Source organism: Modestobacter sp. Leaf380, assembly GCF_001424485.1.
In the GTDB taxonomy this organism is placed as follows: Bacteria; Actinomycetota; Actinomycetes; order Mycobacteriales; family Geodermatophilaceae; genus Klenkia.
This window is the reverse complement of record NZ_LMQC01000012.1, coordinates 680,074-704,936: the sequence shown is the minus strand read 5'-3', so window position 1 is coordinate 704,936 and position 24,863 is coordinate 680,074. Positions and strand designations below refer to the sequence as shown.

The 24,863-nt window shown below is 75.6% G+C and carries 24 protein-coding genes, 2 tRNA genes, 1 other RNA gene and 1 pseudogene; 17 read left to right on the top strand and 11 right to left on the bottom strand.

Annotated features, from left to right (window positions below; all coding sequences use genetic code 11):
* Positions 1-53: 53 nt before the first annotated feature.
* Positions 54-1,334, bottom strand: a complete 1,281-nt coding sequence (locus tag ASG41_RS11470) for an alpha-hydroxy-acid oxidizing protein (RefSeq protein WP_056294135.1) — start codon at positions 1,332-1,334, stop codon at positions 54-56.
* A gap of 257 nt (positions 1,335-1,591) precedes the next feature.
* Between ASG41_RS11470 and ASG41_RS23575 the strand changes: the two genes are divergently transcribed.
* Positions 1,592-2,686, top strand: coding sequence for a hypothetical protein (locus ASG41_RS23575; protein WP_157519282.1), 1,095 nt, complete (start codon positions 1,592-1,594; stop codon positions 2,684-2,686).
* Between the two features lie 14 nt (positions 2,687-2,700).
* Complete coding sequence (locus ASG41_RS11460) at positions 2,701-3,243, top strand: MarR family winged helix-turn-helix transcriptional regulator (RefSeq protein WP_056294127.1); 543 nt, start codon at positions 2,701-2,703, stop codon at positions 3,241-3,243.
* Position 3,244: 1 nt separating this feature from the next.
* On the opposite strand, the gene ASG41_RS11455 is transcribed toward ASG41_RS11460, so the two are convergent.
* From ASG41_RS11455 to ASG41_RS11445, 3 genes are all read right to left on the bottom strand, one after another.
* Positions 3,245-3,481 (bottom strand): DUF2630 family protein, encoded by a 237-nt coding sequence (locus ASG41_RS11455; RefSeq protein WP_056294124.1) that lies wholly within the window; start codon positions 3,479-3,481, stop codon positions 3,245-3,247.
* A gap of 76 nt (positions 3,482-3,557) precedes the next feature.
* Positions 3,558-4,493, bottom strand: coding sequence for a prephenate dehydrogenase/arogenate dehydrogenase family protein (locus ASG41_RS11450; RefSeq protein ID WP_056294121.1), 936 nt, complete (start codon positions 4,491-4,493; stop codon positions 3,558-3,560).
* Positions 4,490-5,083, bottom strand: a complete 594-nt coding sequence (locus ASG41_RS11445; RefSeq protein ID WP_082556797.1) for a PaaI family thioesterase — start codon at positions 5,081-5,083, stop codon at positions 4,490-4,492. Before ASG41_RS11445 ends, ASG41_RS11450 begins: the two co-directional genes overlap by 4 nt.
* Here ASG41_RS11445 and ASG41_RS11440 point away from each other — a divergent pair.
* From ASG41_RS11440 to ASG41_RS11420, 5 genes are all read left to right on the top strand, one after another.
* The gene (locus ASG41_RS11440; RefSeq protein WP_056294117.1) at positions 5,082-5,744 is read left to right on the top strand and encodes an O-methyltransferase; all 663 of its coding nucleotides are present in this window, start codon (positions 5,082-5,084) and stop codon (positions 5,742-5,744) included. The genes ASG41_RS11445 and ASG41_RS11440 overlap by 2 nt on opposite strands.
* Complete coding sequence (locus ASG41_RS11435) at positions 5,741-6,280, top strand: tRNA adenosine deaminase-associated protein (RefSeq protein WP_235564735.1); 540 nt, start codon at positions 5,741-5,743, stop codon at positions 6,278-6,280. The genes ASG41_RS11440 and ASG41_RS11435 overlap by 4 nt, the downstream gene beginning before the upstream one ends.
* Positions 6,277-6,921 (top strand): HAD family hydrolase, encoded by a 645-nt coding sequence (locus tag ASG41_RS11430; RefSeq protein WP_056294113.1) that lies wholly within the window; start codon positions 6,277-6,279, stop codon positions 6,919-6,921. The genes ASG41_RS11435 and ASG41_RS11430 overlap by 4 nt, the downstream gene beginning before the upstream one ends.
* A complete protein-coding gene (locus tag ASG41_RS11425) occupies positions 6,918-7,376 on the top strand; it encodes a nucleoside deaminase (RefSeq protein WP_056294110.1) in 459 nt (152 codons plus the stop codon). Before ASG41_RS11430 ends, ASG41_RS11425 begins: the two co-directional genes overlap by 4 nt.
* Positions 7,377-7,386: 10 nt before the next feature.
* Positions 7,387-7,474 (top strand) — tRNA-Ser (locus ASG41_RS11420).
* 54 nt (positions 7,475-7,528) lie between these two features.
* Here the strand turns inward: ASG41_RS11420 and ASG41_RS25270 are convergent.
* Positions 7,529-7,969, bottom strand: a complete 441-nt coding sequence (locus ASG41_RS25270) for a MarR family winged helix-turn-helix transcriptional regulator (RefSeq protein WP_056294107.1) — start codon at positions 7,967-7,969, stop codon at positions 7,529-7,531.
* A 102-nt stretch (positions 7,970-8,071) separates the two neighbouring features.
* Here ASG41_RS25270 and ASG41_RS11410 point away from each other — a divergent pair, with 102 nt between their 5' ends.
* A complete protein-coding gene (locus ASG41_RS11410) occupies positions 8,072-8,905 on the top strand; it encodes an alpha/beta fold hydrolase (protein WP_056294906.1) in 834 nt (277 codons plus the stop codon).
* A 39-nt stretch (positions 8,906-8,944) separates the two neighbouring features.
* On the opposite strand, the gene ASG41_RS11405 is transcribed toward ASG41_RS11410, so the two are convergent.
* Entirely contained in the window at positions 8,945-10,561 is a 1,617-nt protein-coding gene (locus tag ASG41_RS11405) for a serine/threonine-protein kinase (protein WP_157519280.1), read from the bottom strand.
* A 34-nt stretch (positions 10,562-10,595) separates the two neighbouring features.
* Complete coding sequence (locus ASG41_RS11400; RefSeq protein ID WP_056294100.1) at positions 10,596-10,946, bottom strand: hypothetical protein; 351 nt, start codon at positions 10,944-10,946, stop codon at positions 10,596-10,598.
* A gap of 200 nt (positions 10,947-11,146) precedes the next feature.
* Here ASG41_RS11400 and ASG41_RS11395 point away from each other — a divergent pair, with 200 nt between their 5' ends.
* Together ASG41_RS11395 and ASG41_RS11390 are read left to right on the top strand one after the other, a co-directional pair.
* Entirely contained in the window at positions 11,147-13,132 is a 1,986-nt protein-coding gene (locus ASG41_RS11395) for a hypothetical protein (RefSeq protein WP_056294095.1), read from the top strand.
* 38 nt (positions 13,133-13,170) lie between these two features.
* Positions 13,171-13,255, top strand: a tRNA-Ser gene (locus ASG41_RS11390).
* Positions 13,256-13,318: 63 nt separating this feature from the next.
* Here ASG41_RS11390 and ASG41_RS23050 read toward each other — a convergent pair.
* Positions 13,319-14,110 (bottom strand): annotated as a pseudogene (locus ASG41_RS23050) (DMT family transporter); the annotation flags it as partial.
* Positions 14,111-14,168: 58 nt separating this feature from the next.
* Between ASG41_RS23050 and ffs the strand changes: the two are divergent.
* The 3 genes from ffs (at position 14,169) to ASG41_RS11375 (ending at position 17,593) form a co-directional block, all read left to right on the top strand.
* Positions 14,169-14,264, top strand: an RNA gene (ffs, locus tag ASG41_RS23045) — signal recognition particle sRNA small type.
* Positions 14,265-14,374: 110 nt separating this feature from the next.
* Complete coding sequence (locus tag ASG41_RS11380; RefSeq protein WP_056294087.1) at positions 14,375-15,043, top strand: YceI family protein; 669 nt, start codon at positions 14,375-14,377, stop codon at positions 15,041-15,043.
* A 45-nt stretch (positions 15,044-15,088) separates the two neighbouring features.
* Entirely contained in the window at positions 15,089-17,593 is a 2,505-nt protein-coding gene (locus ASG41_RS11375) for a DNA polymerase III subunit gamma and tau (RefSeq protein ID WP_056294084.1), read from the top strand.
* 127 nt (positions 17,594-17,720) lie between these two features.
* On the opposite strand, the gene ASG41_RS11370 is transcribed toward ASG41_RS11375, so the two are convergent.
* Positions 17,721-19,241 carry an MFS transporter gene (locus ASG41_RS11370; RefSeq protein WP_056294081.1) on the bottom strand — a complete coding sequence of 507 codons (1,521 nt, stop codon included), beginning with the start codon at positions 19,239-19,241 and terminating at the stop codon, positions 17,721-17,723.
* Positions 19,242-19,337: 96 nt separating this feature from the next.
* Here ASG41_RS11370 and ASG41_RS11365 point away from each other — a divergent pair, with 96 nt between their 5' ends.
* A complete protein-coding gene (locus tag ASG41_RS11365; RefSeq protein WP_056294078.1) occupies positions 19,338-20,000 on the top strand; it encodes a TetR/AcrR family transcriptional regulator in 663 nt (220 codons plus the stop codon).
* A gap of 16 nt (positions 20,001-20,016) precedes the next feature.
* Here ASG41_RS11365 and ASG41_RS11360 read toward each other — a convergent pair whose 3' ends face one another.
* Complete coding sequence (locus ASG41_RS11360; RefSeq protein WP_200938830.1) at positions 20,017-20,874, bottom strand: N-acetylmuramoyl-L-alanine amidase; 858 nt, start codon at positions 20,872-20,874, stop codon at positions 20,017-20,019.
* A 52-nt stretch (positions 20,875-20,926) separates the two neighbouring features.
* Here ASG41_RS11360 and ASG41_RS11355 point away from each other — a divergent pair, with 52 nt between their 5' ends.
* Complete coding sequence (locus ASG41_RS11355) at positions 20,927-21,259, top strand: YbaB/EbfC family nucleoid-associated protein (protein ID WP_082556796.1); 333 nt, start codon at positions 20,927-20,929, stop codon at positions 21,257-21,259.
* 58 nt (positions 21,260-21,317) lie between these two features.
* Entirely contained in the window at positions 21,318-21,917 is a 600-nt protein-coding gene (gene recR / locus ASG41_RS11350; RefSeq protein ID WP_056294067.1) for a recombination mediator RecR, read from the top strand.
* A 4-nt stretch (positions 21,918-21,921) separates the two neighbouring features.
* On the opposite strand, the gene ASG41_RS11345 is transcribed toward recR, so the two are convergent.
* Positions 21,922-22,842: an aldo/keto reductase gene (locus tag ASG41_RS11345; RefSeq protein ID WP_056294064.1), complete on the bottom strand. Its 921-nt coding sequence runs from the start codon at positions 22,840-22,842 to the stop codon at positions 21,922-21,924.
* Positions 22,843-23,069: 227 nt separating this feature from the next.
* Here ASG41_RS11345 and ASG41_RS11340 point away from each other — a divergent pair, with 227 nt between their 5' ends.
* On the top strand, positions 23,070-24,773 hold the full coding sequence (locus ASG41_RS11340) for an ABC transporter substrate-binding protein (RefSeq protein WP_056294060.1): 1,704 nt from the start codon (positions 23,070-23,072) through the stop codon (positions 24,771-24,773).
* Positions 24,774-24,863 lie beyond the last annotated feature (90 nt).

Genomic DNA, 24,863 nt, shown 5'->3' with positions numbered 1-24,863 from the left:
CCCTCTCGCCGCGGGCAGGTGCCCGACGACGGTGGTGGCCCCCGTGGCGGCTGTCAAACCCGGCGCAGCACCTCCGGGGAGAGCTGGTCGACCGCCGTGTGCCCGGTCAGGCCGAGCGTCAGGTCGAACTCGCCGACGACGTCCTCCACCACCTGCCGGACGCCCTCCTCGCCGGCCAGTCCGAGCCCGTAGACGTAGGACCGGCCCAGCAGGCAGGCCCGGGCGCCCAGCGCGACCGCGACGAAGAGGTCGGCCCCGCTGCGGACGCCGCTGTCCAGCAGCACCGGCACCCGGTCGTCGACGGCCGCCACCACGTCGGGCAGCGCGTCCAGCGCACCGATCGAGCGGTCCACCTGGCGGCCGCCGTGCGTGCTGACCACCAGGCCGTCGACCCCCTCGTCGAGCGCCCGCCGGGCGTCGTCGGGGTGCAGGACGCCCTTGAGCAGCAGCGGCAGCCGGGTCTGCGCCCGCAGCCAGGCCAGGTCGGTCCAGGTGATGGAGGGTCGGGAGTAGATGGCCAGGAACGTCTCGACCGCGGCCCGGGGGAGCGGCGAGCGCAGGTTCTCCACCAGCGACCCCGGCCACGCCCGGGCCATCCCGACCAGCGCCCGGACGGCGGCCGGCGTCGGGCGGGGCTGCGGGTCCCGGGGCGCCGCGGTTGCCGCGCGCTCCTCGACCAGCCGGCGGAACACCGGGTCGGAGGTGTACTGCGCGATGCCCTTGCCCAGGGCGAAGGGCAGGTGCCCCAGGTCGAGGTCGCGGGGGCGCCACCCCAGCATCGTGGTGTCCAGGGTGACCACGACCGCCTCGCACCCGCTGGCCTCGGCCCGCTGCAGCATCGAGGAGACCAGGTCGTCCGACGTGGACCAGTAGAGCTGCATCCAGCGCGGGCTGTCGCCCATCGCCGCGGCGGTGGTCTCCATCGGCACCGAGGCCTGGTTGGAGAAGACCATCGGCACACCGGTGTCCGCGGCGGCGCGGGCGACGGCGAGGTCGGCCTCCCGGTGCACCAGCTCCAGCGCCCCGACCGGGCCCAGCAGCAGCGGGGCGGGCAGCCGGCGGCCGAGGAGCTCGACGGAGGTGTCCCGCGCGCTGACGTCGCGCAGCACCCGGGGGACGACCTGCCAGCGGTCGAAGGCGGCCCGGTCGGCAGCCACGGTGGACTCCCCGCCGGCGCCACCGGCCACGTAGCCCAGCGCCCGCGCGGTGAGCTTGCGGCGGGCCGCGGCGGCCAGCGCGGTGTGCACCGTGGGCACCCGCGGACGGCGGCCGTAGACGCCTGCCCGGTAGACCTCGTCCTGCCGTCGCCGTCCGGTGCCTGCCCCTGCGGTCATGCCGCGACGCTAGTGAGCTGCTGCACACCGTGCCACGGACGGCGTGGGCGGCCACGGGCGTGCTCGGCCCGGACCCCCGGCCCGGACCCCCGGCCCGGACCCTCGGACCGGGACCCGGGCGTCACACCCGCCACCTGCGCCCCGACACACCGCCCGACACGCCTGCGGAACGGCCCCGGCTCGACAAACGTGCAGGTCCCGTGGACATCATGGGTCGCCCGGGGAGCGTCCCCGCCGGCACCGGACGGGGGTGTGGGGTGCGCAGCGCAGTGTCCGCGGTCCCCGGCGCGCACCGGCCGGCCGCCCGCCTCGCCGTCACCCTGGCCGTCCTCCTCCTCGGCGGGATCGTGACCGCCGGCCCCGCCGCGGCGATCGAGGACCCGACCCGCCCCAGCGGCCGGGTCGTGTACGGTCCGAACTGCACCGACGGGTTCGTCCGGATCGCCGTCACCAACGGGTCCGAGCCGCTCACGCTCACGATGGGCTACGACGGGGTCGCCGCCGGCCCGGCCACCGAGCTGGCGGCCGGCGCCCAGGCCACCCTGCAGGGCCGCGAGGTCGACTGGGGCACCACCGTCGTCGTGGACGTCGCCGTCGAGGGCGCCGACGGGCCCGAGGACCCGCTGACCTTCCGGGACTACACGCGCCCCACCGAGGCCGACTGCGCCGCCGTGGCCCCGCCGACCGGCACCGAGCCGACGACGAGCGCCCCGACGACCACCCCGGTGCCGACGACGACGGTGCCCACGACGACACCCGCACCCGCACCGACGCCGACGACGCCGCGGCCCACGCGGCCGACGCCCTCGCCCACCGCGTCCCCCACCACGACGGCTCCCACCACGACCGCACCGACCACCACACCGACCACCACGCCGCCCGCCACGACGGCGCCGCCGGCCACCCCGAGCGGCCCCACCGCGGCCCCCACGCCGAGCGGTCCGCTGGGCGGGACCGTCTCCTCCGGTCAGGTCTCCCCGGGCAGCGTGGTCACCGTGCGCGGCACCGGGTTCACCCCCGGCGAGGAGGTGACGGTGTCCCTGGGCGGGGTCGCCGCGCCGCTGGCCACGGTCACCGCCGACGAGCTCGGCCGGGTCGAGGCCGTCGTCCAGATCCCGCAGGACGTGGTGCTGGGTTCTGCGACCGTGCAGCTGCTGGGCCGGGCCTCCGCGGCCAGCACCGCCGTGGACCTGGAGATCGCCGCCGTGCAGACCCGCGACGACGGCCGGGGCGCACCGTGGCCGCTGATGGCCGCGGGCCTCGCCCTGCTGCTCCTCGCGGTGGCGCTGGCCGCCGCGGCCGCCCGTCGTCCCCGCCGGGACGACTGGGCGTCACCCGGCACCCCCGGCTGAGCGCCGTCCCCGAGGTGGTCAGGCACGGCAGGCACGGTGACCCCGGCGACCGCGCCCACGTCGACCGCCCGTTGGACCCGGCCGCCACGGTCCCCCGGGACCTGCGGGGGCTCGCCGGGGCCCGGCCCTCGGTGACCGAGACCTGGACCCGGGTCCTGCAGGTGCACGCCCGGGTGGGCGTCCGGCTGGACGCCGCGCTGCGGGCCCAGCACGGGCTGTCGCTGGCCGACCTGCGCCTGCTGTCCCTGGTCGCGGCCGTCGGCGGCGAGCGGGCCTCGGTGGGCCGGTTGGCCGAGGACGTCGGGTCCTCGCGTGCCGGGGTGGGTCAGGCGCTCGCCCGGCTGGCCGAGGACGGCTGGGTGGTGCAGGAACGCGGTGTCGGCGACCGGCGCACGACCAGCACCCGGCTGACCGAGGGCGGCGTCGACCGGCTGGCCGCGGCGCAGGCCACCCATGACGCGCTGCTGGGCCACCTGCTGGGGGTGCTGGGGGAGGACGCCGGCCGCGTCACCGACGCCCTCACCCGGGTGGCCGCGGTGGCGCGGCCGCCGCACTGACCTACTGCAGGTAGCTCTCCACCTGCGGCTCGGGGCGCTCACCCGCGGCGTCGGGGTCCTCGCCGTACTGCCGCTTGGCCCGGCGCTGCCGCAGCAGGTCCCAGGCCTGGTCCAGGTGCCGCTCCAGCTCGGCGACCCGGGCCCGCTGGTCGTCGCCGTGCTCGGCGGCGGTCTCGCGGAGCTGGTGCTCCTCCTCGACCAGCTCGTGGATCCGGCCGAGGATGTCCTTCTCGTCCATGCTGCGCTCCTGTCCTCAGGGCGGCTGGTGCCGCCGTCCACCGTGCACCGTGCCCCGGAACGGCCCGGTCAACCGGTCAGGGCGCGGTCGACGCCGCCGGCTCCTCGGGCACCCAGCCCTCGACGAAGGCGGCCAGCCGGCGGGACACGGCGCCGCCGGCCCGGCCCAGTGCCAGCAGCGCGGCCCGGTCCAGCGGCACCCGCAGCGTCCGGTGGTCGCCCGCCCGGCGGGCCACCGCGTGCCCGTCGGCCACCAGCTCGGGCCACGGCCGCTCCAGCTGCGCCCGGACGGCGGCCAGCGCGGCCGCGGTGGGGCCGGCGTTGCCCTCGACCATCGCGGTGACGAAGGCCGGGTCGCTGCCGATGACCCGGGTGCCGCTGGCGAAGCTGCCCGCGGCCAGGCCCAGCGCCAGCGGGCCGGCGTCGGCGGCCGCGGCGGCGAGGGCCGCGGCCAGCAGGTGCGGGACGTGGCTGATCGCGGCGACGGCGTCGTCGTGCTCCCGGGCGGTGACCGGCACGACCTCGGCCCCGACGGCCAGGGCCAGCTCGGCCACCCGCAGCCAGCGCGGCAGCTCGGTGTCGGGCTCCAGGCACACCGCCCAGCGGGCGCCGCGGAACAACTCCGGGTCGGCGGCGGCGTGGCCACTGCGCTCGGTGCCGCACATCGGGTGACCGCCGACGAAGCGGGTGCCGAACCGGGCGCCCAGGGCGGCCAGCACGGGGGCCTTCACCGAGCCCAGGTCGGTGACGGTGGCGTCGCCGTCGACCTGCAGGTCGTCCAGGGCGGTGCCCAGGGCCGGGATCGGGGTGGCCAGCACGACGACGCCGGACAGCTCACGGCCGATCGTGACCCCGCGAGAGGCGGCGGCCGCACGGGCGGCCGGGTCGGTGTCCCAGCCGGTGACCGGGCGGCCCGCCGCGACCAGCGCGGCAGCCAGCGACCCGCCCAGCTGTCCCAGCCCGACGACGCAGACCGGCGGCGCGGGCATCGTGGGCACCGGCAGGCGGCTCACCGGAGCTCGTCGGGCGCCGGGGTGGGACCGGCCGGCCGGGTGCCGGGGCCGGCCACGGGCGGCGGCGGGGGAGCGGTCTCGATGACCACGACCGGGTCCAGCAGCTGGGTGGGCGCGACCGGGGGCGGGGAGTCGTCGGTGGGCAGCTCCCACTCGGTGCCCAGCCGGAACACCCGGGCCAGCGCGGTGGCCACCATCCGGCCGTCCTGGGCCCGGGCTTCGATCCGGTAGACCGCGGTCCGGCTGCTGCGGTGCACCTCGGTGCCCTCGGCGGTGAGCACGTCGCCCGGCCGGCCGGCCGCGAGGAACTCGGTGTGCACGTCCTGGGCGACGGCGAGCGTGCCGTGGCTGTTGCTCACCGCGGCGTGCACGACGTCCAGCAGGCCCATCGTGGCGCCGCCGTGCGCCATGCCCACGGCGTTCAGGTGCGCCGGGCCCACGGTCATCGAGGCGCGCGCGTAGCCCGGTCGGACCTGCTCCAGGGTGATGCCCAGCTGGGCCGCCAGGGGGTCCGCGGCCAGCGCCGCGAACAGCGCCGGGGGGACGTCGGGCTCGGTGGGGTCGGACACGTCGGCGATGATCGCACCCATGACGCCGCAGTCGTTCCTCCTGAGCGCGGAGCTGGCGGACCACGTCCGGGCCTCCTGCGACCCGCCGGACGACGTCGTCGCGGACCTGGTCGCCGAGACCGCCGCGATGACTGCCGACGACGACGGCCGCCCGATCCACCAGGTCGCCCCCGAGCAGGCCGGGTTCCTGCAGCTGCTCACCCGGCTCGTCGGGGCGCGCTGGGCGGTCGAGATCGGCACCTCCACCGGGCTGTCCGCGTTGGCCATCGCCCGCGGCCTGCCCGCCGACGGCGGCCTGCTGTGCCTGGGCCGCGACGGGCACCGGACCGCCGTCGCGCGCCGGTACTGGGCCCGCGCCGGCGTGGACGAGCGGATCGAGCTGCGCCTGGGAGAGGCCGCCGAGCTGCTGGCCGCCCTCCCGCTGCAGCCCACCTTCGACCTGGCCTCCGTCGACGCCGACGCGACCGGGTACGCCGGCCACGTCGAGGCGCTGCACCCGCGGCTGCACCCCGGCGGCCTGGTGCTGCTGGACCACACGCTGCGCGCCGGCCGGGTGCTGGACCCGCAGGACGACGACGACCGGGCCATCGCGGCGCTCAACGCCGCGCTGGCCACCGACGAACGCTGGGAGACCGTGTTGCTGCCGATCGCCGACGGACTGACGTTGCTGAGGAAGCGGTGAACGAGGGAGCGGTGGGCGAGGAGCCGGTGGGTGGGGACGCGGAGGAGTCCGTCACCCAGGTGCTCGCCTCCTGGGCCGTCCGGGTGGAGAAGAAGGCCGACCGTTGGGAGGTCGAGCTGCTCGCCCAGGACGCCTCCGACGAGCTGCCCGTGCTGGAGCGGGCGCTCGGCGCCCCGGGCACCAGCTGGCCGGGGCCCTACGTGCTGGTCGTGGACACCCGGCTGTACTTCGTGGCGCTCACCCACGGCCCCGGCGGCATGGTGCGGGCGCTGATCAGCGACGTCACCCTGCAGGAGTGGCTGCTGGCCAGCGAGCTGGTCGAGCGCTACGGCATCGACCCCGGCGACCTCGACGCCGCCGACGAGGCCGAGGACGGCTGGCCGGCCGGGGACCTGGACCTCTTCGGCGACGCCGGCCTGCCCGCCGACGAGCTGGCCCCGATCCTGGCCGCGGACCTGTGGGCCGACGAGATGGTGGCCGCCGTCGCCGCCCGGCTGGGGTTCGCCGACGAGCTCGCCGCCGCGGTGCGCCCGTGACCGCCCGGGTGACCGCCGTCGTGTTCGACCTGGGCGGCGTCGTCACCACCAGCCCGCTGGCGGCGTTCGGCGACTACGAGCGCGAGGTCGGGCTGCCCGAGGGCACCGTGGCCCGGCTGAACACGACCAACCCGCACGACAACGCCTGGGCCCGCTTCGAGCGCAGCGAGCTGGACACCGACGGCTTCGTGGAGGTCTTCGAGGCCGAGGCCCGCGCGGCCGGGCACGACGTCGACGCGACCCGGGTGCTCGCCGCGCTGCACGGCCGGGTGCGCCCCGAGGTGGTCACCGCTGTCCGCCGCCTGGGGGACGCCGGGCTGCCGCTGGCGCTGCTGAGCAACAACGCGGCCCCGATGGACCCCGAGGGCGAGCACGGGCCGCTCATGGAGCTCTTCGACGTCGTCGTGGAGAGCTCGGTGGAGGGCATCCGCAAGCCCGAGCCCGCGATCTACCCGCTGACCCTGGAGCGGCTGTGCCGGGCAGTGGCCCGCGAGATCGACCCGACCGAGGTCGGCTACCTCGACGACCTGGGCCCCAACCTGAAGCCCGCCCGCGCGCTGGGCTGGCAGACCGTCAAGGTCGTCGACCCGGCCGACGCGCTGGCCGAGCTCGCCCGGCTGACCGGGGTCGACCTGACGTGACCCCCGAGCAGGCGATGGACCGGGCCCTGGAGCTGGCGGCGCAGGCGCCGGAGTGGGGCGACGCGCCCATCGGCGCCGTCGTCCTGTCCGCGGGCGGGGAGGTGCTGGCCGAGGCCGCCAACGAGCGGGAGAAGGTCGGGGACCCCACCGCGCACGCCGAGGTGCTGGCCCTGCGGGCTGCCGCCGCGGCGCACGGGGACGGCTGGCGGCTCACCGGTGCGACCCTCGTCGTCACCCTCGAGCCGTGCACGATGTGCGCCGGGGCGGCCGTGCTGTCCCGGGTCGCCCGGGTCGTCTACGGCGCCGACGACCCGAAGGCCGGGGCCGCCGGCTCGCTGTGGGACGTCGTCCGGGACCGCCGGCTCAACCACCGCCCCGAGGTGGTGGCCGGCGTCCGGGCCGCGGAGTCCGGCGCGCTGCTACGTGCCTTCTTCGCCGCCCGACGCGGCCTGTAGTGTGCTCGACGGTGGCGTGTCCGAGCGGCCGAAGGGTCCCGCCTCGAAAGCGGGTGAGGTGAAAGCCTCCGTGGGTTCAAATCCCACCGCCACCGCCAGCAGCTGAGGGCGGCACCCACGCGGGTGCCGCCCTCGCTCGCCCGTGCGGCGTCTCAGCGCGCGGCCTGCTCCACCGAGCCGGCCAGTCGACGCAGCTGCTGCTGCAGCGCCACGGTCTCGTCGGGGTCCAGTGCCATCGCCTCGCGCACGCCGGCGTGGATGCCGCGGGCCCGGCCGCGGAGGGCGTCCCCGGCGTCGGTCAGCGTGATCGTGACCGACCGCTCGTCCTCGGCCCGCCGGGTCCGGACCAGCAGCCCCTTGGCCTCCAGGCGCTGCAGCAGCGGGGTCAGCGTGCCGTAGTCCAGGTGCAGGTCCTCCGCGATGGCCTTGATCGGCTGGGCACCGCGGCGCCACAGCAGCACCAGCACCAGGTACTGCGGGTAGGTGAGGTCCAGGTCGGCCAGCAGCCGGCGGTAGAGCCCGGTGACCGCCCGGGAGGCCGCGTACAGGTCGAAGCAGAGCAGCTCGGACAGCTCGGCGGCGTCGTCGTCCATGCCGTGATCATCCTCGGCGCCGCCACCCGGGAACAACCTCGTGCACGAGGTGTTGTGCGGGACGGAGACCGCATCCCGCGGTCGGACAGAGAGGGCACCCCGATGACCACCCTGACCGTCGGCACCGAGAACGGCGCACCCGTCGAGCTGTACTACGAGGACCACGGGGCCGGCCGGCCCGTCGTGCTGATCCACGGCTGGCCGCTGTCCGGCCGCTCCTGGGAGGCCCAGGTCCCCGCCCTGGTCGAGGCCGGGCACCGGGTCGTGACCTACGACCGGCGCGGCTTCGGGAAGTCCTCCCAGCCGTGGGAGGGCTACGACTACGACACCTTCGCCGCGGACCTGCACGCCCTGCTCGAGCACCTGGACCTCCGCGAGGTGACCCTGGTCGGGTTCTCCATGGGCGGGGGCGAGGTGGCCCGCTACGTCGGCACGTACGGCACCGAGCGGATCGCGAAGGCCGTGTTCGCCGCCGCCGTCCCGCCGTTCCTGGGGAAGTCCGACGAGAACCCGGACGGCGCGCTGGACGCGGCCACGGTGCAGTCCTTCCTGGACGCGATCCGCAGCGACCGGGTGGCCTTCGTCGACGGCTTCGCCAGCAACTTCTTCGACGCGGACGGGGAGCAGACGGTGAGCCAGGCCGTCCGCGACCACTCCGCGGACATCGCCGCCTACGCCTCGCCCAAGGGCACGTACGACTGCGTCGTGGCGTTCTCCGGCACCGACTTCCGCCGCGACCTGGAGGCCTTCACGATCCCGGTGCTGGTGCTGCACGGTGACTCCGACGCCGTGGTGCCCTTCGAGGCCAGCGGCAAGCGCACCGCCGCGGCGATCCCCGGTGCCGAGACCGTGGTGATCGCGGGCGGACCGCACGGCGTCAACGCCTCGCACCCGGCGGAGTTCAACGCGGCCCTGCTGGACTTCCTGGCCCGCTGACGCACCGGCTGGGCCCGGGGTGGCGCACCCGCCCCGGGCTCAGACCGCGACGTCGAGGTCGACCAGCAACGAGCCGTCCGGGGCCTCGACCAGGGTGAACCGGTGCTGCTCGACCAGCTGCTCGCCGTCCTCGACGTAGGTGACCTGCGCGGTCGCCTCCAGCGAGCCGTCGGTGGCGCTCACCGGGCCCAGCACCACGTCGTCGAAGCGCCGCCAGAACGACGTGTAGTTGCCGCGGCTCGCCGCGTCCTGCAGCTGCGGTCCGGTCAACCCGTAGGCGGTCTGCGGGTCCTCGGGCAGCAGGGCGTAGTACGAGGCGAGGGCCGCGGCCACCTCGTCGGCGGTGACGACGTCCGGCTCGGTGGTCGGCGGGGGCTCCGTGGTGGGGGCCGTGGTCGGCTCGGTGGTCGGCGTCGGCGTCGACTCCTGGCCGGCCCCGTCCGTGGTGGGGTCCGGCGCCGGCGCCGGGGTGCTGCTGCCGGCCGGGTCGGCCGTCGTCGGCCCGCCGCTGTCCCGGGTCCCCAGCCAGACCCCGCCCGCGGCCAGCAGCGCCACCAGCGCCACGACCGCGGCCACCACCGGCCCCCGTCGCCGCCGGGTGGGACGGGCGCCGACCTGCGGGCCGGCGGCTGCGGGACGTGGCTGGGCGACCGGCCGGGGCTGCGGGCTCGGCGGGGGCTGTGCGTTCGTCCGCGGCGGGGCAGTCGTGCGCGGCGGGGGCACCGGCACGTCGGTCCGGGTGGCCGAGCGGGCCGGCGGCAGCGGCACCGTGGTCAGCGGCGTCCGGGCGTCCAGGACGGCGGTCACGTCGCCGTCGGAGCCGGCCGCGATCCGGGCCAGCTCGTCGCGCACCCGGCTCATCTCCGGGCGCTGCGTCGGGTCGGGCGCCAGCATCCGCTGCAGCGGTCCGGTCAACGCCCCCGAGCGGACCGGCGGGTCGGCGTCGCCGGCCGCCACCCGGTGCAGCAGCTCCAGGCTGTTGCCGCTGGAGCCGAAGGGCGGGTCGCCCTCCAGGGCGGTGAACAGCGTCGCGCCCAGCGACCAGACGTCGCTGGCCGGCCCGGGCTCCTCGCCCCGCGCGACCTCGGGGGACAGGAAGGCCGGCGTGCCGGTGACCATGCCGGTCTGGGTCAGCCGCACGTCGCCGGTGGCGTGCGAGATGCCGAAGTCGGTGATCTTCACCAGGCCCTCGAGCCGGCCGCCCTGCCCGACCAGCACGTTGCCCGGCTTCACGTCCCGGTGCACGATGCCGGCCGCGTGGGTGGCGGTCAGCGCGTCGGCCAGCTGGGCGCCGATCTGGGCGACCTGCTGGACCGGCAGCACCCCGGCCGAGGAGAGCACGTCGGCCAGGCTGCGCGAGGGCAGGTGCTCCATCACCAGCCACGGTGAGCCGCCGTCGTCCACGACGTCGTAGACGGCGATCGCGTGCGGGTGGCTGACCCGGGCCGCGATCCGGCCCTCGCGCATCGTCCGGGCGTGCTGCTGCGCCGCGGCCTCCGGGGAGACCCCCACCGGCAGCACGACCTGCTTGACCGCGACGTCGCGGCCCAGCCGCTCGTCGGTGGCCAGCCAGACCGCGCCCATCCCGCCGCCACCGATGCGGGACAGCAACCGGTACCGGCCGGCCACCCGGTGGCCGGGACCGGGACTCGTCACCGCAGCGACGCTACCGGCGCGGGACGGGGGCCGCTCAGACGCCGGCGGGGGTGCCGTAGCGCTTGGTGTACTCGGCCTGCGCGCCCTCGGGGAGGGCGTCGAACAGGTCGCCGAGCTCGTCCTGGCTGCCGGCGGGCAGGTCGTCGAAGAGCTGGGACCAGGTGGGCGGGTCGTCGTAGCTGCGGGTCAGCAGCAGCTCCCAGGCGCGGGACTGCCGGTCCCGCTGGTCGCGCCCGGCCACCATCCGGGTGAAGTACCGGTCCTTGGCGGCGTCCTTCTCCGCGCGGGTGGCGTCCGCGGGCAGCCCGCTGGGGTCGGTCTCGGTCAGCGCGGCGACGATCGCGTCCACCACCTCGGGGCGGACGGGCTCGGTCTCGGCGGTCATCTCGGGGCACTCCTGGGTCGGGCTCGGGGTCGGTGGCTGCGAGCTTGCCCGGTGGAGCGGTGCTCCACCACACCGGCGACGAGGCGGTGCGGTGCCGCAACGGCGCGCCCACCAGGCCCTACGGTGTCGGCTGATCGCCGTCCTCGGGACGGTCGGGGGACCCCCCGGGGAGACCACCCGGGGCAGCGAGGAGCTTTCACATGGGCGAGATCAAGACACAGTCGGCGCGACCGGCCCGGCCCGGCAAGGCGGTCAGCCGCCGGACCCGGATGGCCAAGCCGGCCCCCGCGGCCCACACCGTGCGCCGCCAGCGCCCGGTCCTGGACCCCACCTTCGCGCAGAAGACCCGGTACCGGTTCGACAACGCCCTGGCCAAGGGCCCGGCGGTGGTCATCGGCTGGCTCGCCGCCCTGACCCTGGCGATCTTCGTCCTCTTCGGCGTCCTGTTCTGGGTCACCGGGCTGACCGGGGTCAACGGCGGCGCTGCGGTGTCGAACCCGCTGGAGGGCATCTGGCAGGCGATGCTGCGCGTCGTCGACGCCGGCACCTTCGCCGGGGACAGCACGTGGCCGGTCCGGCTGCTCTCCTTCGTCGTCACCCTGGCCGGCATCTTCATCGCCGGCAGCCTCATCGGGCTGATCGCCAACGGCGTCGACCAGCGGATCGAGGGCCTGCGCAAGGGCCGCTCGGACGTGCTGGAGACCGGCCACACGCTGGTGCTGGGCTGGTCGCCGCGGATCGGCGCGATCGTCAGCGAGCTGGTGGTCGCCAACGAGAGCGAGAAGGACGCCGCCGTCGTCGTCCTGGGGGTCGAGGACAAGACGGTCATGGAGGACACGTTGTCCGCCGCCGTCCGCGACCTGGGCACCACCCGGGTCGTCTGCCGCTCGGGGTCGCCGGCCAAGGCCGACGACCTGCGGATGGTCAACCTGCTCGGCGCGCGCTCGGTGATCGTCATGGGCGCGGGGTCCGGGGACGCCGACGCGATCAAGGCCGTGCTGGCCATCAAGACCCTGGACCCGGACTTCAGCGGCCCGCGGGTGGTCGCCGAGATCGCCGACCCCACCTACGCCGCCAGCATCCAGACCCTGACCGACCAGAAGGTCGTCACGGTCAACTCCGACCACGTCATCGCCGAGATCACCGCCCAGTCGTGCCGGCAGTCGGGGCTGTCCCAGGTGCTGCGCGACCTGCTGGACTTCGCCGGCGACGAGGTCTACTTCTCCTCCTTCCCCGAGCTCACCGGCGCCACGTACGCCGACGTGCTGGTCGCCTTCGACCGCGCCTCGGTGCTGGGACTGGCCCACGCCGACGGCAGCGTCGAGGTCAACCCGCCCGCCGACCGGGTCGTCGTCGCCGGGGACGAGGTCATCGCCGTCGCCGAGGACGACTCCACCTTCACCTGCACCGGTGTGCGCGCCGTCGAGCCCTCGGTGCCGCTGGTGGCCACCGACGAGGTGCCGCAGACCACCCACCTGCTCGTGGTCGGCTGGTCGGTGCTCGGCCCCAAGGTGGTCCGCGAGATCGACCAGTTCGCCGTCGACGGCACGGTCGTCGACGTCGTCGTCGACCCGGCGCTGGTCGACCCGGCCGACGTCCGGGTCGAGGGCCTGACGCACTCGCAGCTGCGGGTCTTCGCCTCCTCCGCAGGCCCCGACGAGCTGGCCACGCTGGTCGCCGACCAGACCTACGACCAGGGCATCGTGCTCAGCTACCGGGACGCCGTCGAGGCCGCGGACGGCGACGCCCGCACGCTGCTGACCCTGCTCGCGCTGCGCCGGGTGTGGCCCTCGGGCGGCGAGCGGTCGGTGCGGATCGTGGCCGAGGTCCTCGAGCGCGACGACGTCGAGCTGGCCCAGGCCGGCGGTGTCGACGACTGGATCGTCAGCGACGAGGTCACCAGCCTGATGCTGGCCCAGCTCTCCGAGCGCACCGAGCTGGCCCAGGTGTTCCTGGACCTGTTCTCCCCGGACGGCGCCCGGCTGTCCTTCCGGCCCGCACACCGCTACGTCGGCACCGCGCCGGTGGGGTACGGCTCGATCGTCTCCTCCGGCGCCCTGCGGGGGGAGTCCGTGCTCGGCTGGCGGGTCTCCGCGACCGGGTCGGTGCACCTCAACCCGCCCAAGTCCGCCGTGGTGACCCTCGAGGCGGCCGACCAGGTGCTGGTGGTGGAGAGCCGGGGCTGAGTCGCCCCGAGCCGCCCGGTAGTCTGGGCGGCGCAACTGGAGGATTCGCCTAGTGGCCTATGGCGCTCGCTTGGAAAGCGGGTTGGGTGCAAGCCCTCGGGAGTTCGAATCTCCCATCCTCCGCAGGTACAGCCCGGCCACCGCGCCGAGCATGAGCAGGCCCCCCACCAGTGCGGTGGGGGCCAGCCGCTCCCCGAGCAGAACCGTGGCCAGCGCCGTCGCGGTCAGCGGCTCGAGCAGCGTCACGATCGAGACCACCGCCGCGGGCACCGCCCGGACGCCGGTGAAGAACAGCCCGTAGGCCAGCGCCGAGGGCACCGCGCCCAGGTAGACCAATAGGGCCAGGGCGACCGGGTCGCCGGTCGTGTCCAGCCCCGCCAGCAGCGCCACCGGGGTCAGTGCGAGCGCGCCGACGGCGAAGCCCACCGTCGTCGTGGGCACCCCGGCCGGCACCCGGGACGACGTCAGCACGACCGCGGCGTAGGCCACCGCGCAGCCCAGCGCGGTCAGCGCGCCGAGCAGGACCGCCGAGCCGGTGTCCTCCGCCGCCGAGACGCCCACCAGCAGCACCAGGCCGACGAGCGCGACGGCCAGGGCGACCACGGTGGCCCGGTCGGGGCGGCCGTGCCCGAGCACGGTGCCGCCGACCGCGATGAGCAGCGGGGCCGCGCCCAGCGCCACCAGGGTGGCGATCGAGACCCCGGCCGCGCCGACGGCGAGGAAGTAGGCGGCCTGGTAGGCCCCCAGCCCCAGGCCCACCAGCAGCAGCCGGCCCCGGGCGCCGCCGGTGCCCACCGGCCGGCGGCGCGCCAGGTGCAGTCCCACCAGCACGACCGCGCCGACCGCCATCCGGTGCCAGGCGACGTCGAGGGGGTCCAGGTCGGTGCGTCGCAGCACCGCGTCCCCGGCGACACCGGAGGTGCCCCAGCAGAGCGCGGCGAGCACGACGAGGGTGAAGCCGCGGGCCGGGGTGGTCACGGGGAGATCGTCGCGGAGCCGTCCACCGGGTTCGCGGCGGTGTCCTCTAGACTCTCCGGCAGACCCCTCGTGCGGCGTCAACCTGTGAACCTCCCCAGGGCCGGAAGGCAGCAAGGATAAGCGGGCTCTGGCGGGTGTGCGGGGGGTCCCTTCGTGTCCCGGGCAGGGTGCCGCGCACGGTCACAGCGCACGCACATCTCGCACAGCCCGCTCTCATCCCGGACTGGTTCACTGCATGAACCTTCAACCGCTGAGGAGCGCTCCGTGCCCAGTCGCCGCACCTGGACCATCGCCGGGGGTGTCGCCGCGCTCGTCGTGGTCGGCGCCGTCGCCGGCCCGCTCGTCTACGCCGCCCTCGAGGACGACGCCCCGCCCGCGCAGACCGTGCAGGCGCAGGAGTCCGACGTCCCGCTCACCGAGACCACCGACGGGACCTGGACCATCGGCCCGGGTTCCTCCGCCGGCTACCGGGTCGACGAGGTGCTCAACGGCGCCGACGTCACCGTCGCCGGCACCACCGACCAGGTGACGGGCTCCGTCGTCGTCGCCGAGGGCGACCTCGCCTCGGCCGACGTCACCGTCGACGTCGCCTCGATCACCACCGACAGCGACCGCCGGGACTCCTACTTCCGGGACGACGTCATGGAGGTCGACGCGAACCCGACGGCCACCTTCGCCGTCACCGACGCCGTGGACCTGCCCGAGCTCACCGGCACGCCGGTCACCGTCCCGGTCGCCGGCACGCTGACCCTGCACGGGGTCACCCAGCCGGTCACGGTGGACCTGTCCGTCGTCCGGACGGCGGACGGGGTGCAGGCCTCGGGCTCGATCCCGGTCACCTTCGGCGACTACGACGTCACCGCGCCGGACCTGGGCTTCGTCAGCGTCGAGGACGCCGGCTCCGTCGAGTTCTTCCTCGCCCTGACCCAGTAGCGCTCACCCGGCAGGAGTGTCGGGGGCGACCCGTAGCCTCAGGGCGTGGCTCTGGCGCTCTACCGCAAGTACCGTCCGGCGACCTTCGCCGAGGTGGTCGGCCAGGAGCACGTCACCACCCCACTGGTGAACGCGGTCGAGGGCGGGCGGATCAACCACGCCTACCTCTTCAGCGGTCCCCGGGGCTGCGGGAAGACCTCCTCCGCGCGGATCCTGGCCCGCTCGCTGAACTGCGAGCAGGGTCCGACGGCGACGCCGTGCGGGGTCTGCGTCTCCTGCGTGGCGCTGGCGCCGGACGGCCCCGGGTCGATCGACGTGATCGAGATCGACGCGGCCAGCCACGGGGGTGTGGACGACGCCCGTGACCTGCGGGAACGGGCGTTCTTCGCCCCCGTGCACAGTCGCTACAAGGTCTACATCGTCGACGAGGCCCACATGGTCACGACGGCGGGCTTCAACGCACTGCTCAAGGTCGTCGAGGAGCCGCCGGAGTTCCTGGTCTTCGTCTTCGCGACGACGGAGCCGGAGAAGGTGCTGCCGACCATCCGGTCGCGCACGCACCACTACCCGTTCCGGCTCGTGCCGCCGACCACGCTGCGCAAGCTGCTGGAGTCCACCTGCGAGCGGGAGGGCGTCACGGTCGAGGCGACCGTGTTCCCGCTGGTGGTGCGGGCCGGCGGTGGCTCGGTGCGCGACTCGCTGTCGATCCTGGACCAGCTGCTGGCCGGTGCCGGGCCCGAGGGCGTCACGTACCGCACGGCGGTGGGCCTGCTCGGGGTCACCGACGACGCCCTGCTCGACGAGACCGTCGACGCCCTGGCCGCGCACGACGCCCCCGGGGTCTTCCAGGCCGTCGACCGGGTGGTCGAGGCCGGTCACGACCCGCGCCGGTTCGCCACCGACCTGCTGGACCGCCTCCGCGACCTCATCGTGCTGGAGGCCGTGCCCGAGGCCGGTGGCAACGGGCTGCTGGACTGCCCGCCGGACCGGCTGGACCTGATGAGCCGGCAGGCCACGTCCATGGGTGCCGCGACGCTGTCCCGGCTGGCCGACACCGTGCACGAGGGCCTGACCGAGATGCGGGGCACGACCGCGCCCCGGCTGCTGCTGGAGCTGGTCTGCGCGCGGATGCTGCTGCCCGGCGTGGACGGCTCCGCGGTGGCCACCCTGCAGCGACTCGAGCGTCTCGAGCGGCGGATGTCCATCGCCGGGGAGCACGCCGGGCGCCCGGCGGCCGAGGCGGCGCCCGCCCCCCAGCGGCCGGTCGAGTCGCCGCGACCGGTGGAGGCGCCCCGGGATGCTGCTGCCGAGGAGGCCCGGCGGCCCACGTACGTGCGCCCGTCCCAGGCCCGGGAGGAGCCGGCGGCCCGCCCGGTCGCGCGGGCCGAGGAGGCTGCGCCGACCCAGGCCGCGTCGACCCAGGCCGCGCCCCCTCACGACCCGCCCGTCCCGGCCGCCGCGACGCCGCGCCGGGCCGAGCCGGCCCCGTCCGCGGCTCGCACGCAGGGGGAGGCTGTGGCCCGACCGGCCGAGCCCGCGCCCGAGCCCTCCTCCGAGCGCACGCCCGAGCCGTCGCCCGCCGCCCGACCGGCGGCAGCCGCGTCGGCTCCGGCGGTCCCGGCGCCCCCGGCGGAGGAGGTGGACGGCTGGCCCGTCACGACCGCCCCGGGCAGTGCGCCCGCCCGGTCGACGTCCGCCCCGGCTGCTCCCGCCGCCCCGGCGGCCGAGGTCGACGGCTGGCCCGCCACGGCCACCCCGGGTGCGGCGCCCGCACGCCCGGCTGCGGCGTCGCCCCCCTCCCCGGCCGCCGAGCGGTCGCGCCCGCAGGCGTCGTCCGGCGAACCGGACATCCCGCTGCCCCCCGAGCCGACCGACGACGAGGACTGGCCGCAGCCGTCCCGGCCCACGGCCGCGCCGGCGGCGCCGTCCGTGCCCGCCGCGCCCGCCGCGTCCGCGACCCCGACCGGGGCACCGGCGGCCGATCGCCCCGAGCCGCGGGCCGCTGCCGAGTCCTCCCCGGCCCCGCGCGGTGGTGAGCCGATGCCGCTGGTGTCGGCCAACCCGCCCGAGGAGCAGTCCGACGACGGCGAGCTGACCACGGCCGACGTCCGGCGGATCTGGCCGGAGCTGCTCAGCGTGGTCAAGGGGCACAAGCGGACCACCGCGGCCCTGCTGCAGAGCGCGACCGTGCACGACCTGGCCAACGGGGTGCTGACCCTGTCCACCACCTCACCGGCGCTGTCCCGGCGGCTGGGCGACGACCTCAACAAGGACGTCATCCGCGAGTCGCTCAACCAGCTGCTGGGCGTGCGCTGGCGGGTGGCCACCCTGGTGGACACCCCGGGTCAGCCCGCGGCCGACGCCCCGCCCGTGCCCCCGGAGCAGGCCCGGGCCGCGGCCCGTGCGGCCGAGTCCGCCGAGGCCGACGAGCTGATGGCCGAGCGGGCCGCCGACGTCACCGGCCCGGACGCCCCGCCCCCGGTCGACCCCGAGCAGGCCGCGCTGGCCCTGCTCAAGGCCCAGCTGGGCGCCCACCCGATCGACAGCTGAGCCCGGGCGTCGTCCTGCCCCGAGTGTCCTGCCCCGGGTGCCCTGGGCGCCCTGCCCGGGACGCCGACGGGGGCGCCCACCCGCAGGTGGACGCCCCCGTCACCGACCCCTCGACGAGGGGCCTCCCTCAGTGCGCCATCACGGGTGCTGCGTCGGGGTCGTGCTCGACGGCGCCGTGGGGGAGCAGCAGACCGCAGACGACCGCGCCGACGGCGAAGATGCCGGCCGACCAGGCGAACACGGTCGTGTAGCTGGAGACCGAGGCCTGCAGCATCGCGGCCGGGTCGCTGGGGTCCACGCCGACGAGTGCGTCGGTGGCGGCAGCCGCGGCCAGCGCGGAGAGCACCGCGGTGGCGATGGAGCCACCGATCTGCTGGAAGGTGTTCACCGCGGCCGAGGCCACGCCGGCGTCGTCGGCGCGGACGCCGAGGGTGGCGGCGGCGAAGGCCGGTGCGATGACCAGGCCGATGCCCAGGCCGACGACGACCAGGCCCGGGAAGACGTGGGTCCAGTAGCCGCTGTCGACGTCCAGGGTGGTGAAGACCAGCATGCCCAGCGCGCCGACGACGAAGCCCAGCGCCACCGGCACCTTGACCCCGACCCGGGCGACCAGCGCCGGGGAGGTCTGCGCGGCGATGGTCAGCGCGACGATCATCGGCAGGAACGCGACGCCGGTGGGCAGCGGCTCGTAGCCCAGCACCGTCGTCAGGAAGTAGGTCAGGAAGAGGAAGACGCCGAACATGCCGGCACCGACCACGCCGACCGCGACGAACGCGCCACCGCGGGCCCGGTCGGTGACCACCCTCATGGGCAGCAGCGGGTGCGCCACCCGGGTCTCGACGACGACGAAGGCGACCAGCAGGACGACGCCCGCGGCGATGAAGCCCAGCGTGGACGTCGCCGTCCAGCCGTCGGTCTCGGCACTGGCCAGGCCGTAGACGAGCGAGACGAGGCCGGCGACGCTGAGCAGGGCACCGGGCACGTCCAGGCCGGGGGCGTCGGCGGAGCGGGAGGCGCGACGGGGCAGGAAGACCAGCGCACCGACGACGGCGGCGACCGCGATCGGGATGTTCACGTAGAGGCACCAGCGCCAGGACAGGTACTCGGTGAGCGCGCCGCCCAGGATCAGGCCGATGGCGCCGCCGGCGCCGGAGATGGCGCCGAAGACGGCGAAGGCCCGGCCGCGCTCCCTGCCGTCGGTGAAGGTGACGGTCAGCAGCGACAGGGCGGCCGGCGCCAGCAGGGCACCGAAGACGCCCTGGGCGCCGCGGGCGGCCACCAGCACGCCGAAGCCGTCGGCGGCACCGCCGACGGCGGAGGCCAGCGCGAAGCCGACGAGGCCGACGAGGAAGACGGGCTTGCGGCCGACGAGGTCGGCCAGGCGGCCGCCGACCAGCAGCAGGGAGCCGAAGGCCAGGGCGTAGGCGGTGACGATCCACTGCCGGCTGTCGTTGCCGAAGCCCAGGTCGGCCTGCGCGGTGGGCAGCGCGATGTTCACGATCGTGGCGTCCAGGACGACCATCAGCTGGGCCAGGGCGACGACGCCCAGCACCAGCCAACGGCGGCGGTCGCTCGCGTCGTGGGGGGCGTCGGAGGCCGTGCCGGTGCTCGGGGTGGCACCCGGGCCGGTCTCGGTCGTGCTGGTCATGCGTCCTCCGGTACGAAGTGGAACGGTCTTTCCGGTTCTTCCGAGAGGCTAGCAACAGAACCGGAGGACTTGTTCCGCTTCGGTTACGATGGCGTCATGTCCTCCGTCACGTCAGCCGCGGACACCGCCGTCCGGCCGCTGCGCAAGGACGCCGAGCGCAACCGGGCCCTGATCCTGGACGCCGCGCGCGAGGTGTACGCCGCCCAGGGCCTGGACGCCGGGTTCGACGAGATCGCCCGCGTCGCCGGGGTCGGCGTCGGCACCGTCTACCGCCGCTTCCCCGAACGCGCGGACCTGGTCGAGGCCCTCTTCGAGCAGGAGGTCGACGCCGTCGTCGCGCGGGCCGAGCAGGCCGCCGCCGACCCGGACCCCTGGCGCGGGCTGCGCGAGTTCCTGAGCTGGGGCGTCGAGGCGCAGGCCGCCGACCGCGGGCTGGCCCAGGTGCTGGCCCTGGCCGGGCACGGGCACGAGCGGGTCGCCACGGGCCGCGAACGGCTCCGGCCGGCGGTCGCGGCGCTCGTCCGGCACGCCCAGCGCGCCGGGGTGCTGCGGGGCGACGTCACCGAGCTCGACATCGGCATCGCCGTCGCGATGATCAGCCGGGTCGGCGGCACCGACCGCAGCCAGCTGCGCGAGCGCTACGTGACCCTGGTGCTCGACGGCCTGGCCGTGCGCCGGGACGGGCCCTCCCCGCTGGCTCCCGTGCCGGCGTCGGAGGACGACCTGGCCTGCATCGTGGCGCCCGCGCGCGGACGCTGACGACCCACCGGTCCAGTCACCGGTCCAGGAAGGCCAGCACCCCCGTCGCCAGCTGCTGGGCCAGTGCCTGCCGGCCCTCGGGGGAGCTCATCAGCGCCGCGTCCGCCGCGTTGCGCATGTTGCCGCACTCCACGTAGACCGCCGGGACGGTGTTCAGGTTCAGCCCGGCCAGGTCCGGGCGGCTGTCCAGGCCGTCGGTGCCCAGGTAGTCGCTGACCGGCTCGACCGCGGTGAGGGCGTCCCGCAGGGCGACCGCGAGCGCCTGCGTCGAGGCGGCCACCTCGGCGCCGCCCGGGTCCCGGGAGGAGGTGATGACGTGGAACCCGCGGGAGCCGGGGGCCGCGCCGTCCCCGTGGACCCCGACGAACGCCGCCGCGCCCACCTGCGCGCCCAGCTGCCCCCGGACGTCGACGCACGGGCCGACGCCGGTGTCGTCGGGGCGGGTCAGCACCACCTGGACGCCGGCGGCGGTGAGCAGGTCGCGCAGCCGCAGCGAGGTGTCCCAGGTGAAGGAGTGCTCGGCGTACCCGGCGTCGGTCGAGGTGCCGGTGGTGTTGCACGGCTTGGTGCCCCCGGTCCCGTCCGGGACCGGGGCGTCGACGACCGCCGGTGCGGCCGCGTTGCCCCCGTTGTGCCCGGGGTCGATGACCACCACCGGCGCCGTGGTGGCGGGCGCCGGGGGCTCGGCGGTCGGTGGCGGGGTGGTGGTGGGCGGAGTGGTGGTGGGCGGGGCTGTCGTCACCGGGGGGCCGCTCTCGCTGGATCGGGCGGATGCCGACGGGGACGACGCCGACGACGACGCCGGGCCCGGACCACCGCCACACCCGGCCAGGACCAGCACGGACGCCGCCAGCAGGACCGTCGCTCGTCGCACGGACAGCAGCGTGCCACGGCCGACCCGACGGCCAGCGCATACGCTCGGGGGCATGCGACCCGGTGGACAGCCCGACATGCAGCAGCTCATGAAGCAGGCGCAGAAGATGCAGCAGCAGCTCGCCGCCGCGCAGGAGGAGCTGGCCCAGGCCGAGGTCACCGGCACCGCCGGTGGCGGCATGGTCACCGCGACGATGACCGGCAGCGGTGAGCTGACCGCGATCACGATCGCGAAGGACGCCGTCGACCCCGACGACGTCGAGACCCTCCAGGACCTGGTGGTGGCCGCCGTGCGCGATGCCAACCGGGCAGCGGGCGAACTCACCCAGACCACGATGGGCCCGCTGGCCGGCGGCATGGGCGGCATGGGCCTGCCCGGCTTCTGAGCCCCACCCGCCAGCACCACCGAGCACCACCCGACGAGCGTCGAGAGCAGGAGCCCCCGTGTACGAAGGCGCCGTCCAGGACCTGATCGACGAGCTCGGCCGGCTGCCCGGGGTGGGGCCCAAGAGCGCGCAGCGGATCGCCTTCCACCTGCTGGCCGCCGACGCGACCGACGTCGGCAGGCTGGTGGCCTCGCTGCAGCGGGTGCAGGCCGAGGTCCGGTTCTGCGTGACCTGCTTCAACGTGGCGGAGAACGAGCAGTGCCGGGTGTGCCGTGACCCGCGGCGCTCGCTGGACGTCATCTGCGTCGTCGAGGAGCCCAAGGACGTCGTGGCGATCGAGCGGACCCGTGAGTTCCGCGGCCGCTACCACGTGCTGGGCGGGGCGATCAGCCCGATCGAGGGCATCGGACCCGACGACCTGCGGGTCAAGGAGCTGATGACCCGGCTGATGGACGGCACGGTCACCGAGCTGATCATCGCCACCGACCCCAACCTCGAGGGCGAGGCCACCGCGGCCTACCTGGCCCGGCTGATCAGCCCGATGGGGCTGGCGGTCTCCCGGCTGGCCAGCGGGCTGCCCGTGGGCGGTGACCTCGAGTACGCCGACGAGGTCACCCTCGGCCGCGCGTTCGAGGGCCGCCGCCGCATCGACGCCTGAGGCGTCACTGCCAGGCGAGGGCGGAGCGGGTGGCCCAGTAGGCCTCCGGGGTCTCGGCGAGGTCCGGCAGGTCCACGGCCAGCCCGCGGGCGTCGGCGTTGGAGCGCAGCTGGGCGACCGTCACGGCCCCGCTGAGCACGACGTCCACCCACGGGCGCGCCAGCACCGCGGCCAGCGCGACGGCGTCCGGCGCGACCCCGGCAGCCGCCGCGGCGGTGCGGACGGGGGAGTCGGCGGGCAGCCCGCGGTCGGTGAGCCGCCCGTTGGCCACGCCCTCCTTGACCACCACCCGCAGACCCGCGGCGTGCGCGTCGGCCAGCGCGGGCCCGGCCGAGGTCTCCAGCAGGTTCCAGGTGCTCTGCACCGTGTCGAACAGCCGGGCGCCCCCGACCTGCAGCTCGGTGCCACGCCGGACGGCGTCGGCCTGGCGCGGGCCCGACGTCGAGAACCCCAGCTCGGTGCCGGCGTCACGGATCCCGGCGAGCCGCTGCAGCAGGGCCTCGTCGTCCCACAGGGGGCTGTCCACGGTGAGGGAGTGCACCTGGTGGAGTCGCAGGCGGTCACCGAGCAGTGCCCGGGTCTCGGCCCACTGGCGCTCCAGGGTGGGCAGGTCGTGGGTCTTGACCTCGTCGGCGTCGACCGTGGGGTCCTCGGCGGTGTAGGTGTAGCCCCACTTGCTGGCCACGAAGGGGTCGTCGGGACGGCCGGCGAGCCAGCCGCCCAGGAACCCCTCCGCCCGGCCGTAGGAGCGGGCGGTGTCCAGGTACCCGATGCCGAGGTCGTCGACGGCGGCGTCGAGCAGCTCGTGCGCGCGGGCGCGCAGCAGGTCGGGGGAGCGGTCCCCGGGCAGGTCGGCGTCCCGGCCCAGGGTGATGTACGCGGGGCGCCCGACGGCGGCCAGGCCCAGTCCCAGGACGGCGGTCATGGGCCCATCCTGCCGATGCCGTCGGACGCCGTGGCGAGTGACCCACGTCATTGCCGCGGAAAAGGGACGCCCGAGGTCTCGATCCGGTGACGATCACCCCGTCGGGTCACACGCCCGTCACAGACGGGGCTTAACGTCCCGTCTCGCGCCGGGACGCCTTCCTGTCACCGGCCGATCAGGCTCCAGCTCATCCGGCCCGAACGGGCCGAGAAGGCAGGTCTTCCGCGATGCACCGTCGCCCCACCCGTGTGCTGGCCGCTTCCGCGGCCGCCCTCACCGCCCTGACCATGGCGGCTTGTGCCTCCAGCGACCGGGACGACTCCGGTTCTGCCGAGGGCGGCGAGTCCTCCGGCGGCACCTTCGTCTTCGGCGCCGCCGGCGACCCGACGATGTTCGACCCGGCGTTCGCCACCGACGGCGAGTCCTTCCGCGTCACCCGGCAGATCTACGAGGGCCTGCTCACCAACGAGCCCGGCTCCGCCGACCTGGCCCCGGCCCTCGCCGAGAGCTACGAGGCGTCCGAGGACGGCCTGACCTACACCTTCGACCTCCGCGACGACGTGACGTTCCACGACGGGACGCCCTTCAACGCCGAGGCCGTCTGCTTCAACTTCGAGCGCTGGTACAACTTCGAGGGCCTGGCGGCCAGCCCCGCCGCCTCGGAGTACTGGCAGAACAACTTCGGCGGCTTCGCCAGCACCCCCGACGTCCCCAGCCTGTACGCCGGCTGCGAGGCCACCGACGAGTTCACCGCCGAGGTCAGCACCACCCAGGTCACCAGCCGGTTCCCCGCGGTCCTGGCGCTGCCGTCCTTCGCCATGCAGAGCCCCGAGGCCCTGGAGCAGTACCAGGCCGACGAGCTGGGCGGCAACGGCGACGCACTGACCTACACCGAGTACGCCATCGAGCACCCGACCGGCACCGGGCCCTTCCGCTTCGACAGCTGGGACCAGGGCAACGGCGAGGTCCGCATCGTGGCCAACGAGGACTACTGGGGCGACGCCCCCGGCGTCGACGAGATCGTCTTCCGCTCGATCGCCGACGGCAACACCCGCCGGCAGGAGCTGCAGGCCGGCTCCATCGACGGCTACGACCTCGTCGCCCCCGCGGACTACCAGACGCTGGAGGAGGGCGGCTTCCAGGTCCTGCCCCGCGACCCGTTCAACATCCTGTACCTGGGCATGAACGGCGGCGGGGTCGAGGGCACCAGCGCCAACCCGGCCCTGCAGGACGTCCGCGTCCGGCAGGCCGTCGCGCACGCCATCGACCGGGAGACCATCGTCAACTCGCTGCTCCCCGAGGGCGCCGAGGAGGCCATCGAGTTCGTGCCGCCGGCCGTCGACGGGTGGTCCGAGGACGTCACCACCTACGACTACGACCCCGACCGGGCCCGCCAGCTGCTCACCGAGGCCGGTGCGCTGAACACCACGCTGCGCTTCTACTACCCGACCGACGTCAGCCGGCCGTACCTGCCGGACCCGGCCGCCATGTTCGAGGTCATCAGCCAGAACCTGACCGACGCCGGGTTCACCATCGAGCCCGTCTCGCTGCCGTGGAACCCGGACTACCTGGACGCCGTCCAGGCCGGTCAGGCCGACATCCACCTGCTGGGCTGGACCGGTGACTACAACGACGCCTACAACTTCATCGGCACGTTCTTCGCCGACGCCGGCGGTGGGCGGATGAAGGCGGAGTTCGGCGGCTGGGAGGCCCCCGAGGTCTTCTCGGCACTCGCCGCCGGTGACAGCGAGCCCGACATCGACGCCCGCGGCGAGCTCTACGCCGAGGCCAACGCCGCGATCATGGACTTCCTCCCGGCGGTCCCGGTCTCGCACGCCCCGAACGCCCTCGTGGTGGCCGCCGACGTCGACGGGCTGGTCCCCAGCCCGCTCTCGGCGGAGGACTTCTCCACCGTCACGATCGGCAACTGACCCACCCTCCGGCCGGTGCCCCCTCGCGGGGGTGCCGGCCGGAGGTCCGTCCGGGCCCCGCCGGCCCGGCCCCCCGACCGAGAGGCTGAC

What these genes read in the sequence shown, in the direction of transcription:
- ASG41_RS11410 (WP_056294906.1), top strand. Translation starts at nt 8,072, where the DNA reads ATGACCACCCTGACCGTCGGCACCGAGAACGGCGCACCCGTCGAGCTG.
- ASG41_RS11345 (WP_056294064.1), bottom strand. Translation starts at nt 22,842, where the DNA reads ATGACCGCCGTCCTGGGACTGGGCCTGGCCGCCGTCGGGCGCCCCGCG.
- ASG41_RS11355 (WP_082556796.1), top strand. Translation starts at nt 20,927, where the DNA reads ATGCGACCCGGTGGACAGCCCGACATGCAGCAGCTCATGAAGCAGGCG.
- ASG41_RS25270 (WP_056294107.1), bottom strand. Translation starts at nt 7,969, where the DNA reads ATGGACGACGACGCCGCCGAGCTGTCCGAGCTGCTCTGCTTCGACCTG.
- ASG41_RS11365 (WP_056294078.1), top strand. Translation starts at nt 19,338, where the DNA reads ATGTCCTCCGTCACGTCAGCCGCGGACACCGCCGTCCGGCCGCTGCGC.
- ASG41_RS11340 (WP_056294060.1), top strand. Translation starts at nt 23,070, where the DNA reads ATGCACCGTCGCCCCACCCGTGTGCTGGCCGCTTCCGCGGCCGCCCTC.
- ASG41_RS11470 (WP_056294135.1), bottom strand. Translation starts at nt 1,334, where the DNA reads ATGACCGCAGGGGCAGGCACCGGACGGCGACGGCAGGACGAGGTCTAC.
- ASG41_RS11440 (WP_056294117.1), top strand. Translation starts at nt 5,082, where the DNA reads ATGACGCCGCAGTCGTTCCTCCTGAGCGCGGAGCTGGCGGACCACGTC.
- ASG41_RS11395 (WP_056294095.1), top strand. Translation starts at nt 11,147, where the DNA reads ATGGGCGAGATCAAGACACAGTCGGCGCGACCGGCCCGGCCCGGCAAG.
- ASG41_RS11400 (WP_056294100.1), bottom strand. Translation starts at nt 10,946, where the DNA reads ATGACCGCCGAGACCGAGCCCGTCCGCCCCGAGGTGGTGGACGCGATC.
- ASG41_RS11370 (WP_056294081.1), bottom strand. Translation starts at nt 19,241, where the DNA reads ATGACCAGCACGACCGAGACCGGCCCGGGTGCCACCCCGAGCACCGGC.
- ASG41_RS11445 (WP_082556797.1), bottom strand. Translation starts at nt 5,083, where the DNA reads ATGGGTGCGATCATCGCCGACGTGTCCGACCCCACCGAGCCCGACGTC.
- ASG41_RS11455 (WP_056294124.1), bottom strand. Translation starts at nt 3,481, where the DNA reads ATGGACGAGAAGGACATCCTCGGCCGGATCCACGAGCTGGTCGAGGAG.